A 15,155-nucleotide genomic window follows, 5' to 3' on the forward strand; every position below is an offset into this window, starting at 1 on the left:
TAAAATATGCTAAAATTTAAAAGTCAGGTTCATCCCGAAAGTACGGGTTGTTGGCATTTGACCCATTTCCACGCCAGGTAAAATACTTGATCCGTTTAAAGCCGCCGTCTCAGGATCGAACATCGGGAACTTAGTAATCATCGCCAGATCGCGTCCATACACAGCAAAGCTGGCGTTATTGACGTGCAACCTGGTTGTTATACTTTTAGGCAAAGCGTATTCAAAACGAACTTCTCTCAACTTAAGAAATGATGCATCAAAAGAGTTGGCTTCCACATTTGCCCTACGGTAATAATCAGCGTAATAATCACCCACACCTACCTTGGTCGTATTTGGAGAAAAGCTTCCATCTGCATTTTTAACCACACCATCTCCAATAATAAATCCATCTTCTCTACCTGCCAACGTACTTTTCAACTTTCCTTGCTCACTCATTTTATGATGGGTTTGCGAATAAATCATACCACCATATTGGCCATCCAACAGGAAACTGAACCGGAACTGGTTATAAGAAAACTCATTCTGGAAACCACCCTTCCAATCAGCGTAAGCATCGCCAATGTATTCTATTTCAGCACCACGAGCAGTTAAGCCAGCAGAAGTATAGATGATCTGTCCATCAGGAGCACGTTGGAAATTGAATCCATAGATCGCGCCTGTAGTACCACCAACGCGGGCTTGAATCGTTGCATTTCCTCCATAACCAATATCCTGTTTTAAATCCATTCCTTCGGCAAGCGAAAGCACTTCATTATTATTCTTTGCCCAGGTTATCGTTGAATTCCAGTTAAATCTTTTACCACTTATCGGCTTTGCATTGAACACCACTTCAATACCTCTATTCCGTACCTCTCCAGCATTCAATAATGCTGTTGTAAACCCGGTTGATGACTCCAAAGGAATCTGCAGAATCTGATTTTTCGTGTTATTGCTATAAAGCGTCAAATCTAAACCTACACGTGCTTTAAAAAGTTTCAATTCTAATCCACCTTCTAAATTTCTAATTATTTCAGGTTTAAAATTCGCATTGTAAAGCAAGGTCGGAGCTACTGCTGAACTTGGGAAATTACTGATGTCGTAATATTTACTAGTACCATACTCGTCTGTATCATTACCCACTGCTGCTGCTGATAACCTTAACTTAGCATAAGATACCGCCTGAGGAAGTGTGAAGATTTCATTTAAGATAAAACTTGTACTTAATGATGGATAAAAGAATGAACTATTAGCTACTGGTAGGGTACTCGACCAATCATTTCTACCGGTGATGTCTACGAATACTTTACTTTTCCAGTCAAAAGCGACCAACCCATAGACACTATTTACTTTTCTGTTTATATAATAAGAACTGCCGACTGGCGAATTTCTTCCATTAGCAAGTTTGTACACTCCCGGAGTAACCAACCCATCGACAGAGCGGCTTATATCTTTACCATGCTGGGTCCTAAAGTTACCTCCAAAAGAAGTCGACATTTTAATAGAAGAGCTTAAATCTTCCTTGTACGTCAGTAAGGCATCATTATTAATTTCATAGCTGTAAACATTCTGTTGTCTATAATACCCATTCTGAAAGTTTGCCGTACTATAAGGACGTTTAGTTTCCCTGTCTTCATTAAGCATATTGAGTCCTGAACGAACCATAAAGCTGACCTTTTTTGAAAAGTCATAGGTAGCAGATAGGTTTCCTACTGTATTGTAGCTATTCACACCGTTAGTCATTTCATTCGCAATCAGAAAAGGATTATCGATGAAAGAGCTGAATGGATGAATCTGTGTAATCTGATCAAAGCCTGTTTTCCATCTATCTTTATACCAATCTAAGTCCACATTGGGATTCTGAAAGATCATGAAATAAGAAATCGTTTGATTATTATATCCCGTAGCAGGAAGGTTATCACTGCTCTTGTTCGTAAAATTAACGCTTGAATTCAGCTTTAAACGGTCGGATATAGCGTAATTCATACTCAATGCGGCTGTAATACGCTCATATCCTGTGTTCGGCATGATCCATTCATTTTTAGAATGCGTGATGGACGCACGGGCTGACCCTTTTTCATTTCCACCTTCTAAGGCGACACTATTTGTAATAGTAGAACCAGTTCTAAAAAAGCCCTTTACATTATCCTTATAGGGCTGCCATAAAGTGCGTTCTGTACCTCCAGTCTGTGTTGCGGGATCATATTGATAATACATCTGACCGTTAAAAGCAGGACCGAAAGCACTGCTTGTGCCACTGGTACTTGCACCGTCTTCTGTAATACCATATGAATAATACCGCTGACTTGCAGGGATAAAGCCTTGTTGAGTGGTCATCGTTCCCTGACCATACTCATGTTGAAAATCAGGCCATTTCAACACATCATTAAAGCTGACGTTTGAATTTACCGTAACCCCTATTCCACCATTATTATTTGAACCTGATTTAGTGGTAATGATTAAGGCTCCATTTCCAGCACGACTTCCATATAAAGCGGTAGCACTAGCTCCTTTTAATACAGTTACACTTTCTATATCATCAGGATTAATATCCGCAATACCATTTCCAAAATCTATTGGGGAATCATTACCTGAACCTGCACCATATCCGTTGTTCACACCAGAAGAGGTCAATCCACTAATCAATGGTACTCCATTTAAGACGATCAACGCATTATTTCCACTAGGACTTAAGGAGTTATCACCACGAAGAGACACCTTTGTAGAGTTCAGAGGGCCAGACCCTGACGAAAGTAACCTTAAACCTGCCACCTTACCTGATAGAGCAGCGATAAAGTTGTTAGAACGCGCATCATTGATCTGTTTCGAATCAATCGTTTGTGTCGCGTACCCAAGCGCTTTTTGTTCTCTCTTGATACCCAAAGCAGTTACGACCACTTCATTAAGTGATTGCAAATCTCCTTTCATCTGCACATTAATGCTGGTGTTGCCTTTGTAAGGTACCGATACTGTTACAAAACCAATATATCTGAATTCTAAAGAATCCTGATTGGTAAGTACGCGATTTAAGGATAGGTTATAAGAACCATCTGCCCCTGTAGAGGTCGCTATTTTACTGCGTTTTAATGCGACCCGAACTCCCGGAAGAGCAATATTTTGAGCATCAGTAACTTTCCCTTGAACCGAAAGCAACTGTGCGTCAGCCGTTTCTGTCAAGAAAAACAGTATGTAAGCTAGCGTAAAGGCTGTTTTAAATACTAATTTGATAAAAATCTTCATATGTTCCCCTGTTTTCAGAGACGAAAATACCTGCAGTATGTTAAATAAATGTAAAAGCAAAATTAACCTTGTATGACTCCTAATACATTTTTTACGTATTGTTTAAAGAAGGGCTCTTTAGATTTTATTGTTTCCATCAAACGTTTGACTATTTTGAATAGTTGATTTTTGTTTTCATGCATACAGTGCCTACACTAACCCCAGTGTTTACATGTCGCCCTAGCATAAATATGCTGATTTGGCTAATCTTATATAGATTAGTTCTAAATAATTTGATTCATAAAGAAAAGAATGCTTTATTTGTAGCGATTTAAAATGCCTTCAATATTTTGGATAAATACTTATACAGCGGATCATATTATCCCTGGTAAAAATTCTTTAACTGCCACACAAAGGCTCACCATAATTTCAGATTAAGTTTAGCATACAAGTTTTAATACATGACGTTCAAAAAATTAACAGGAAAATTACACTTATGGCTCGGATTAATATCCGGTATATTGGTGTTATTTTTAGGCATTACCGGATGTATACTTGCATTTGAACGCGAAATTGAAAATGTCACTCAACCTTACCGATTCACAAAGGTTGAGCAGAGTCCTTTACTCCGGCCCTCCGAACTAAAGAAGATTGCCGATCAGGAATTGCCTGGCAAAGCAGCACACAGTATCGGATATGAACCCGGCAAATCAGCCACAGCCGTATATTATGGTGATAAGCCGGAAGCCTATTATTATATCGTGTTCCTGAACCCTTATACGGGAAAGGTCCTTGAGGTGAAAAACATGTCCGATGACTTCTTTCGCATTATAATCATGGGACATTTCTACTTATGGTTACCTCCTCATATCGGGCAGCCCATTCTTGCCTCTGCCACACTTGTTTTTGTACTGCTCATGATAACCGGGATCATCCTATGGTGGCCCAGACATAAGGCAGCCCTTAAACAACGTTTTACGATTAAATGGCATGCCCGATGGCGCAGAAGGAATTATGATTTACACAATGTATTCGGGTTTTATGTTACATGGGTCGCTATTTTCCTAGCTTTAACTGGCTTAGTAATGGGCTTTCAATGGTTCTCTAATTCTGTATATTGGATTGCTTCAGGAGGCAGACAGGAAGTAGCATACCAGGAAATCTATTCTGATTCCATCCGCATAATGAACAAAGCCAGTAACATTCCAGCGATGGATAAGTTGTGGTACAAAACCATGAAAGAAAATCCCGGCTACAAAGGAAGCATAGAAATACATCCACCCGAAAATGCAAAATCTGTAATTGAGGTAGCCATGAATCCAAACACAGGTACCTTTTGGCAGTATACCTATCTATTTTATGACCAATATACCTTAAAGGAGAAAGAAGTTAAACACAGGTATGGAAAGCTGCAGAATGCTTCTATTGCTGATAAAATCATGCGCATGAACTATGATATTCATGTGGGAGCAATCGGTGGAATTGCAGGCAAGATCATTGCCTTCCTGGCTAGCTTGATAGCCGCCAGTATGCCCATAACCGGGTTCTTAATTTGGCTTGGAAGAAAAAAGAAGTCCTGTAAAAAGCTAAATCTTTAACATTGGTATCAATCTATTTAGTTATTCACATGCAACTTTAGTCGCTGTTTCTTTTAGAAAATCTATTAAAATCTGTAAGCTAATTGGTTTACTGATGTATTCATCCATTCCAGCCTTTATACAAGCTTCACGATCTTCAGGCAATGCATTAGCTGTCATCGCTATAATGTTGGGTTGAGATATAGCACTCGCCCGAATAGCCCTTGTTGCTTCCAGCCCATCCATTTCTGGCATCAGCATGTCCATAAGAATTAAATTGTATGTTTTTACCTGCATCATTTCTAATACTTCTTTCCCGTTGTTAGCAATATCTGCCTGGTATCCTAATTTATTCAGTATCCGCATTGTCAACTTCTGGTTAATCAAGTTATCCTCAGCAATCAAAATACATAATGGATAAATCAGTGCAAAATCATCCGTAATTGGTTTTACTTTTGCAGTGATATCCGAAATCTCCTTAGTTTGCTTTAGCTCCATCTGAACAAGCTTAAAAAGCTGCTGTAGTTTAACTGGTTTAGTGATTACAGAGCTAAATAAGTGAGGATATTTAGATTTGCTTTCGTCTCCAACTGAACTTAAAAGCATAATTGGAATGGTAGTGATTTTTTTCTTTATTGCTCCCGCCAACTCAATACCATCCATATCAGGCATTTGCATATCCGAAATAATGAGCTGAAAATTTCTATCATTTGTTAAAATTTCCAAGGCAGATTTTCCTGACACGGCCGTTTTAACCTCTAATTTCCATAACTCTAACTGGCTCTTTAGAATAGTCAGGTTAGTCAGATTATCATCTACAATTAATACACGTTTCCCTTCAGTCTCCTTACCGAAACTGACATACTTCTTTTCCGAACTTTCTGCTGCCTTAGTTTTGATGTTAAAGGAAAAAGTGGTTCCTACTCCTTCCTGACTGTTTAGTCCTATCTCACCACCCATTAGCTTTACAAGGCGCTCACTGATTACCAATCCCAATCCAGTACCCCCATATTTTCGGGTCGTAGAAGAATCAACTTGTGAAAAAGCTTTAAATAACCGGGATACTTTATCCTCTGCAATGCCTATCCCTGTATCATGTACATCAAACCGAATAGATATGCCATCAGTATTTGTACTTTCTAAACCCACTTTTACAAATACTTCTCCATATTGAGTGAACTTGAGCGAATTGCTGATCAGATTAACTAATATCTGACGAAGTCTTAAGCTATCTCCAACAATCATGACAGGCAGCCTATGGTCAATCTGGTATACCAGATCAATTCCAATTTTCTCCGCTTTCCCTCCAAAAACATCCATTACATTTTCTATGCACTGGCGTAAATCAAAAGGATGCAATTCAAGCTCTAAATTTCCGGACTCTATTTTAGAGAAATCAAGGATATCATTAATAACGCTCAATAAGGCATCCCCGCTTGTATTGATAATATTTACATAATCTTCCTGCTCCTGATCTAAATTAGTCTGGGCCAACAAAGAAGCCATACCAATAACACCATTCATTGGAGTACGAATTTCGTGACTCATTGTAGCCAGGAATACACTCTTAGCCTGGTTTGCTTTGATAGCCTCTTCCTTAGCTATTTCAGCTTCATTACTCTTCTCGTGAAGCTCTTCATTCAGTATCTGTAAGTGTTCTGATTGAGATTGAAGTTCTTCAGCCTGACTTTGTAATTCCTCGTTTATTAACTGCAAATTATCTGCCTGATCATTTACGATCTTAGATTGCTCCACAACTTCTGCAGTTCGGATGAGTACTTGCTCCTCCAGCACCCTTTTCTGATTCTCTATCCGCTTAAATCTGAGTTTTATACCAAGATAAATGAAAAAGGCAATCACAGCCAGAACTAGTATTCTAAACCACCAGGTAAGCCAAAAAGGGGGCTTGATGATTACTTTAATGGAAGTTCCTTTTTCATTCCATAACCCATCATTGTTGCTAGCCCGAACTCTGAATGTATAGGTACCCGGATCAAGGTTAGTATAAGTAGCAGTCTTTACATGCCCAACTTGCATCCAGCCCTCATCAAATCCTTCCATTTTATAGGCATACTGATTCATTTCAGAAGAGGTATAGTTCAATGCGGCAAACTCAAAAGAAAACACGGATTGATTATGATCTAAAGTAATTTCTTTGGTCTCTGTGATATCATTAGTAAGAGGCGAATTCTTTTGATTTGGAATAACCTGCTTATTGAAAATCTGTAATCCAGTAATATAAACAGGTGGAATAAAAGGGTTTCCTTTAATGCTGTCTGGCTGAAAACTAATCATGCCCTCTAAACTTCCAAAAAACATCAATCCTTTATTGTTCTTAAAAAATGCACCTCTTCTAAACTCATTCTCTTCGTCCTCTTTCGCAGGCTTATAGTTAATGCAGTTTTTCGTCAAAGTATTAAACTTTGCAATTCCATTGTTCGTACTGATCCATAAATTATCTTTATTGTCTTCAAGAATCCCATATAACACATCATTTGGCAAGCCCTCTTTTTCTTTAAAACTGGTAAATGATTGATCTTTAGCATTAAAAAGGCTCAATCCTCCCCCACCAATTGCTAACCAGATATGTCCTCTTTTATCTTCGTGAATACAGTTAATTATACCATAGCTAATGCTTTTAGGATCTTTTTTATTATTCAAGAAGGTTATCCTTTTCCCTGTTTTACCATTAATAAAAACCAATCCTTTCTGCGTACCCATCCAGCTATTGCCCTTTGAATCAATTCTAAAAGCAAAAATTCTATTTAATTCTGCGCCCTTATTGCTTGAATAAATGAACTTCCCGGTTGTTTTATTGTAATGAAGCAACCCCTTGGTGGTACCAATCCATAAATCGTTCTTTTTGTCTTTAAAAATGGTATTTACAGTTGCAGGATACTTACCATTTGCTTCCAGCTCATAAAAGGGATAATGGGTGAATTTACCAGTCCGCTTATTATAGAAATCAATACCTCCTCTAAAATACCCAAATACCAACGTATCCTCATTAAGCTGGCTTATAGCATAAATTTTATTACTTGCCGGACTATTCCTATTTTTACTGTCACTCTTTAAAATGGTATAAATACCGGTTTTAGTATTTAGATAATTCAGATCATCAGCCTCAGTGCCCATCCATATATCACCATCCGTATCTGTATAAATACTTCTAATGGAATTGCTGCTTAATGTGTTCGGAGAAAGAAGGTCCTGTTGATAATATTTAAACTTTTTAGCATTTCTTGAAATAAAAAGAACACCACCGGAATGCGTTCCAAGCCATATATTTTCACGATTATCCTTATAAATAGTCCTTATTGTTTTATCCTTATTGTTATATGCGTAAGAAGTAAAAAGGTTAGTTTCCGGATCAAACTTACACAGCCCTTTGCTGTCCGTACCAATCCATATTTTACCATCTGAACTTACATTTAACCCAGTTAAATCATCGTAAACAAGTGAGTGCGAATTGCCCGGTACATTACGGAAGTTTTTAAAGATTTTAGTCGAAGGATTAAACATGGACAATCCTTCGTCACGAGTTGCAGCCCATATATTTCCTTTTTTATCCTTAATAATATGCCTTAAAAAATCACCACTAAGTGAATTTTTATTTTTCTTATCATTCTTGTAAGTAATAAGTTTATGTGTCTTTAGATCGAAATTCCCTAAACCACTACCAGCCATTGCAAGCCAAAGGTCACCGCTATTTCCTTCAATAATTCGTGCAATCTCATTAGTAGTAAAGTTTTTAAACTTCTTCCCATTATCGAATAAAAAAAGCCCCCTTTTTGTTGCAATCCACAGGTTCCTTTTACTGTCTTGAAACAAATCCCTTACAATTACTGAGTTCCCAAACTTATCAAAATGGCTAAACGATGCTGTTTTACGATTATATCGATCCAGTCCTTTTTTCGTTCCAATCCACAAATCACCTGCTTTATCTTCAAAAAGAGCATTGATGTAGTTGTCATTGATCGTACGGTCATCTGCTGGGTTGGTTTTATAAATAACCATCTTATACCCGTCGTAACGATTAAGACCGTCTCTTGTGCCAAACCACATGAAACCTTCTCTATCTCTCAAAATACATTGAACCGTACTTTGTGATAGGCCATCTTTAGTTGTAATCCTTTTGAATTCTAACTTTTCAGTTTGGCTTAAGGCTGGTTTAGGAAGAAGGTTTATTAATAGAATCAGATAAAAGACAAAGTCTTTTATACCTTTAAACACACTCATACTTTATAATAATCCTTCTAAACTAATGAGAAAATATGATATTCCGCTTAATTAAAAAAAGCTCTTAAAAAAATAAATTTCAATTAATTACTAAGAAATACAAAAAGGAATATGGTACAAGCAGAGGAAAACTTATATTAGATTTTTATGACACAATTTAATGCTTTAAACAAGTTAAAGTTCGATTGATCTCATGGAAAACAAAACGCATAAATGATAAATATATGAAAGAAGAAAATATATCAGTTTTTGATATGTTTAAAATAGGCGTTGGTCCCTCTAGCTCGCATACACTGGGTCCATGGAGAGCCGGAAATATGTTTATAACAAAGCTGGAATGCGCATTCCCATTGGACCAAATAAAATCGTTGAAGGTTCATTTATATGGATCACTTGCTAAAACCGGTATAGGTCATGGAACTGATATTGCAGTAATGCTTGGTTTATGTGGTTATGGAGCAGAAACAATAAATACCGATCAGATTCCAATACTGATTGAAGAAATCAGAGCGAAGCAGTCGCTACTGATAAATGGCCAACATGCAGTTAAATTTTCTGCCGAAAATATTATTTTTCTTTATCAGGAATCGTTGCCATTTCATCCTAACGCTTTGACATTTATTGCCGATTTGGGCGATAAGGGAGAATTTATAGAAACCTACTATTCTATTGGGGGAGGTTTTATAATCACTGAAACACAAAGAAATCGCGAGCAGACCTTTAAAGAATCTCTACAATTACCCTATCCAATAAATTATGCATCCGATCTTTTATCATACTGTGAGCAGACCTCGCTGCCCATTTCTGCACTCGTTTTTGAAAATGAAAGATTATGGAAAGATGAATCTGCTATCCGAAAGGATCTTCTACATATTTATAAGATCATGCAGGAATGTATATTTAAAGGCTGTCATACCAATGGAGTATTACCAGGGGGATTAAATGTGCAACGAAGAGCTGCCCGGATGAATAATGATCTTCTAAAAGCTGAATCCTTTTCAGAGTACCCGGAATGGCTTAATGCGATTCAAAAAACCGGACAAGGCTTTAATTATACGCTCGATTGGGTAAGTTGCTTTGCATTAGCCGTAAATGAAGTGAATGCCTCATTCGGGCGCGTAGTTACAGCCCCTACAAATGGCGCAGCTGGAGTAATACCCGCTGTTCTTCAATATTATATTACATTTTGTGAGGGTCATACTGAAGATAAAATCATAAACTTTCTTCTTACCGCAGCAGAGATTGGCAGCATTTTTAAAAAAGGTGCTACTATTTCAGCAGCTATGGGAGGATGTCAGGCAGAAATTGGAGTTTCCTCCGCAATGGCTGCTGCTGGCTTAACCGAAGTACTTGGCGGCAGCCCTAAACAATGTTTAATGGCAGCAGAAATTGCCATGGAGCATCATTTGGGCTTAACCTGTGACCCTATAGGTGGTCTGGTTCAGATTCCTTGTATCGAACGCAACGCAATGGGTGCCATAAAAGCCATAACAGCTTCACAACTAGCACTAAGGAGCGACCCTCAACTCGCAATAGTTTCTTTAGACCATGTAGTCAAAACCATGTGGGAAACTGCAATTGATATGAATTCCAAATACAAAGAAACCTCTGAAGGGGGATTAGCTTTAAACATTCCAATCAGCTTAAGTGAATGCTAATCAGGAATGGCATTAAACAAAATAACCCGTCTCAATTATACACTGAGACGGGTTACAAAAAATCATAAATCCTTAATTAAACAGATACCTGATTCCAAGTTGTCCCTGCCATCTAGACAATTGACTAACATCGTTCCTGGTTGAATTAACAATAGGAATGACATTAGTAGCATCAAGATAAGGAAAAGCATAAGTTGCTTTTCCTGTAGTAGCATCCAGCCCTTTGTATGTCAGGACAGTTGCTGATCCAAAATTATTTCCATTAAATGCTGTTTTATATAATCCCCAATCGCGATTCAGGAAATTACCCACATTAATAATATCAAAAGAGATTCTTAATGTATTTTTAGTTTTTCCACTTTGAATAAAAAAGTCCTGTGTAATATTCAAATCAGCCCTTTTAAAGTACGGAAGAATACCTGCATTTCTTTCTGCAAACTGTCCACGGTGTTTGCTCAAATAAGAATCCTGTCCAATGAAATTATTTAACTGAGTCCAAAGCTGATCAGGAGTACGCAAATCAGTAACTGCATTCGGAACAAGAATGATATCCCCCTTATTTTCAGGAATGAACATCAAATCGTTTGTAGTACCACCATCATTATTTATATCTCCACTTGTTACATAAGATACCGCACCATTATTAGCAGCTTCAAAAATTATACCTACCGATGTAGCATAATTCTTCAGGTACTCTTTGCGATAAGATAGAGAGGCAATAACACGGTTTGGCTGCACATAAGAGCTGTTTGATAATACATCAGCATTTGGATCGCCAGCTACAGGTCTGCCACTCCAGATCGAACTTGCTGTTGAACCTCCATCATTAACGTCCTTTGATCCACTATGCGTGTAAGCTACATTGGCATAAAAGCCTGAAGCAAAATTTTTCTGCAACTGTGCAGTAATGAAATAAGAATATCCCTTTTTAGTATTCCTCATGTAATACAATCCTGTAATTCCAGGGTTTGCAGCAGTAGCCGCTGCAGCTGCTGGAGTTCTATTTTTAGAGGCATAACGAATTTGTCCTTCCACACCAGGAAGTACTGTAGTTTCATCTGATAAAACTAAATTCTGATGATAGATCGCATTCAGATCTTTTGTATAAGCACCTTCCAGGGTTCCGATGATCCCCCATGGAAGACGTTGATCTACGGCTAAATTTGTACGGAAGATCTTCGGGTATTTAAGATTAGGATCAGCGACATCCAATTCGTAAGAAGTATTTGCAGTTGCACTACCTGCGGCAGGACGATTTGCATCCACATCAGGATTAAAGATCAACCTTGAATCAGTAGGTGTAGCTGCCTTTGTAATAGTATATGAGCCAAATAGCAATCCATTATTGGATGCCTGGTTGGAAATCCATACAAAAGGAACAGTACCTGCAAATAAACCTGCACCACCTCGAACTTGTGTAGTTTGATCAGCATTTACATCCCAGTTAAATCCTATACGGGGAGAAACCTGGATCCTATTTTTTGGAAGCTTAGAAGGGTCAACCTTTACTCCTTGTTGAAAAGTTAATGCCGCAGCATTTGGATTTTCATCAAGGGTTGTTGGAAATGCATCGTAGTCTGCCCTTACTCCATAAGTTAGCTTAAAGTTATCGGTTACACTATACTTATCTTGTACATATAAACTCCAGATAGAAGCTTTGATTTTAGCAAATGGAAATGATCCATCTGATAAGGCTGAAAACCGCGTAGTATAAGCTGCCGCTGGTAAACCGTTTATAAAGTCGGAAGCTGAATTGTAGGTATACAAGCCATTGTAAGTAGGAGCAAATCCATTTTCATAACTTTGACTTTGGAAACTGGTTCCTAATGTAAACTCATGTCTACCGGAATACAGAGTAAAGTCGTCCGAAAACTGAACAATATCTGTATTCAATAAGTTTCCTGCTGTATAAAGCTCATATCCAAAACTGGTGGCAGTAGCAGTAGCTGCTGTGGTAACCACTCCGGCAGCACTGCTTGTTCCATTACCAATATCAACCATTGGCAAAGAGCCTGAACCTAGAGAAGTACGAAAATCGCGCAAAGCCGAATAACCAAAAGTCAATCTGTTTGACATACTGTTACTAATCCGGGTGTTCAACTCCACTATACCAATGTTAAAGTTATTGTTGATGGTGTAACCAGAGCCATAGAAAGGCAGCGTATTTATACCTGGCGCACGGGTACTACCATAGCCAACTCCTGCATTTGAAATACCTGAATTACTTGCAGGTTGATTACGATAAGATTTCAAATAAAAATACTTCGCACTTAATGTATTCTTACTGTTGATGTTCCAGTCTAATTTAACTGTTGCCTTATCACTATAGGTATCATAGTTATAATTTTCATACGGTCCCGGATCATAACCATATTTTGTTGTTAATGTATTGGCAATATCATCCAATGTGGATGCCTGTACCTGCGAAACATTCGCACCACTCAGGCCACTTCTACCAGCCAGATAATTTGTTACTGGTGGCTGACTGATCCTTTCCTGCTCTCCTGAAACAAAGAAAAATAGTTTATTCTGAATAATGGGACCACCAAAACTAGCACCTGTTTGTCTGTAATCAAATGGAGTTTCAGGAATATCGGTTACTCCAGCTTTATAGCCGGTCAATGTAGTACTGCGGATATAATCATATACTGTAGCCTTGAAAGTATTAGTACCTGATTTAACTACAGTATTCACACCTGCACCTGTAAAGTTTCCCTGTCTTACATCAAAAGGGGCAATATCAACCTGAATCTGGTCAATTGCATCTAATGATATAGGCTGAGAACTAGTTTGTCCTCCTAAAGTACCCGACAAACCAAAGGAATTATTAAACAATGCACCATCAACGGTAATGTTGTTATAAAGGCCACTACGACCTCCAAAGCTCAACCCATTTGCTGAAGGAGTAAGTTTAGTAAAATCAGTAAGAGATCTGCTGATTGTAGGTAAACTCTCAATCTGTGCACGACTAATCGTTTCACGTGCACCTGTACGGGAGGAATTAATTACTTTTCCAGAGTTTCCTGTTACGGTAACTTCCTGAAGTGTTGTATTATCCTCTTGAATGCGGGCATCAATCCGCTGTTCCTGACCGATGGACAAGGTAAGGTCCTCCCTTTTAAATTCTTTGAATCCGATATAGGTTACACGAAATGTATAAGGACCACCAACTCTTAAATTTGGCAAGTTAAACCGTCCATCTGAGCGACTCATAGTAGAGTACAAAGTACCAGTAGGAATATGCGTTACAATTACACTCGCACCTGGGATTGACTGTCCCTGACTATCAGAGACTACACCGCTCACACTAGCAGTAGTAACACCTTGAGCAACTGCCTGTTTACTTATGAAAAAGCAAAGGCCTGTCACTAATAAATACAGAAGTAAATTCTTCTTCATTTCTTGATCGCGTTAATTTTAATTTCCAGCAAAGAAGAAGTAATAGTACTAAATTAATGTTAAATTTAAATTAACTTTCTGATTATGTTACCATAATGACAACAGATGTAACATATTTTTTTAAATATTAAATTGACTAATAAATGACAATATTAATAATCAGGATAATTAAATCCTTCCCTACACTCAGCCCATATCGCAATAAATAAGCTGTAAAATAATAAATCCTCAAAGCAACACCTTTAAAAAAGATGTTACTTTGAGGATTTATGCCTTAATGAGAATCAATCCCGAAGGCGACTCTCGCACATATACCTGAATCAAAAAGCCTTAGCCCTTATTTTGCAGGTGTTAAAGGAGTAGCAGGTGCATTAGCTGCTTGAGGTTTGTAGATTGCGCCAGTAGCAAAATCAACAATCGTTGCAGGCAAGAAAATAATAATATCCGCGATCAAAGCTCCTGCCCGAATAGGTCTTGAAGGTTCTCCAGCAGCAGGTTTAGTTCTTTGATATTGATTAACAGGTCCGCCAAATAAAGTGGCACATGAACTCATTGAGCTGATTAGCAATACAGCTACTAAAAGGTTTGATAAAGTTTTTTTCATGATTAATATTTACATTGAAGTCATAAAGAAACAATAGATTAATTTTTGCTATTACCTTTCCTTCAATACGCCGTGAAAGTAGCACTTTATTGTGAAGGAATAAAATTATATTATTTCACAATTTTCATATTACCATAAGAAGGCAATGCGTCGTAAGACCTCAAACCTATCGTCCCTTTAACGAACTCGTTATCGTTTATTTTCAACACCGGTTCCCGTTCATTATCCAGAAAAACACGAATATCAGCACCCTTTGCTTCCACCTTTAACTTATACTTCTTTTCAGGCTCCACTTTCCTTTTTATCTTACACATCAAAGTAAGCTAAAATCCAATAAACAATAATCTTAATAGTTGGTCTATTTGTCTCATTTTGATTGTGGTCATTGGAACCCACAAGTGATTGAATGAGATGACAAAAAAAATTATCTTTGAGTACATGACAAGTATCCAATAGGTATACAGGAAAACCAAGCTAAATCAT

The 15,155-nt window shown here is 37.8% G+C and carries 7 protein-coding genes; 2 read left to right on the forward strand and 5 right to left on the reverse strand.

Annotated elements, in window-relative coordinates:
* Positions 1-9: 9 nt before the first annotated feature.
* Positions 10-3,216 carry a SusC/RagA family TonB-linked outer membrane protein gene (locus ADIARSV_RS03890; RefSeq protein WP_016194074.1) on the reverse strand — a complete coding sequence of 1,069 codons (3,207 nt, stop codon included), beginning with the start codon at positions 3,214-3,216 and terminating at the stop codon, positions 10-12.
* A 440-nt stretch (positions 3,217-3,656) separates the two neighbouring features.
* Here ADIARSV_RS03890 and ADIARSV_RS03895 point away from each other — a divergent pair, with 440 nt between their 5' ends.
* Complete coding sequence (locus tag ADIARSV_RS03895; RefSeq protein WP_016194076.1) at positions 3,657-4,793, forward strand: PepSY-associated TM helix domain-containing protein; 1,137 nt, start codon at positions 3,657-3,659, stop codon at positions 4,791-4,793.
* Between the two features lie 21 nt (positions 4,794-4,814).
* On the opposite strand, the gene ADIARSV_RS03900 is transcribed toward ADIARSV_RS03895, so the two are convergent.
* Complete coding sequence (locus ADIARSV_RS03900; protein ID WP_040299013.1) at positions 4,815-9,011, reverse strand: hybrid sensor histidine kinase/response regulator; 4,197 nt, start codon at positions 9,009-9,011, stop codon at positions 4,815-4,817.
* 224 nt (positions 9,012-9,235) lie between these two features.
* Between ADIARSV_RS03900 and ADIARSV_RS03905 the strand changes: the two genes are divergently transcribed.
* On the forward strand, positions 9,236-10,669 hold the full coding sequence (locus tag ADIARSV_RS03905; RefSeq protein ID WP_040299014.1) for an L-serine ammonia-lyase: 1,434 nt from the start codon (positions 9,236-9,238) through the stop codon (positions 10,667-10,669).
* 72 nt (positions 10,670-10,741) lie between these two features.
* On the opposite strand, the gene ADIARSV_RS03910 is transcribed toward ADIARSV_RS03905, so the two are convergent.
* From ADIARSV_RS03910 to ADIARSV_RS03920, 3 genes are all read right to left on the reverse strand, one after another.
* Positions 10,742-14,068, reverse strand: coding sequence for a TonB-dependent receptor (locus ADIARSV_RS03910; RefSeq protein WP_016194079.1), 3,327 nt, complete (start codon positions 14,066-14,068; stop codon positions 10,742-10,744).
* Between the two features lie 337 nt (positions 14,069-14,405).
* Complete coding sequence (locus ADIARSV_RS03915) at positions 14,406-14,672, reverse strand: hypothetical protein (RefSeq protein WP_040299015.1); 267 nt, start codon at positions 14,670-14,672, stop codon at positions 14,406-14,408.
* Positions 14,673-14,782: 110 nt separating this feature from the next.
* Entirely contained in the window at positions 14,783-14,986 is a 204-nt protein-coding gene (locus ADIARSV_RS03920) for a hypothetical protein (protein WP_016194081.1), read from the reverse strand.
* Positions 14,987-15,155: the final 169 nt, after the last annotated feature.

This window comes from Arcticibacter svalbardensis MN12-7 (assembly GCF_000403135.1).
Lineage (GTDB): Bacteria > Bacteroidota > Bacteroidia > Sphingobacteriales > Sphingobacteriaceae > Arcticibacter > Arcticibacter svalbardensis.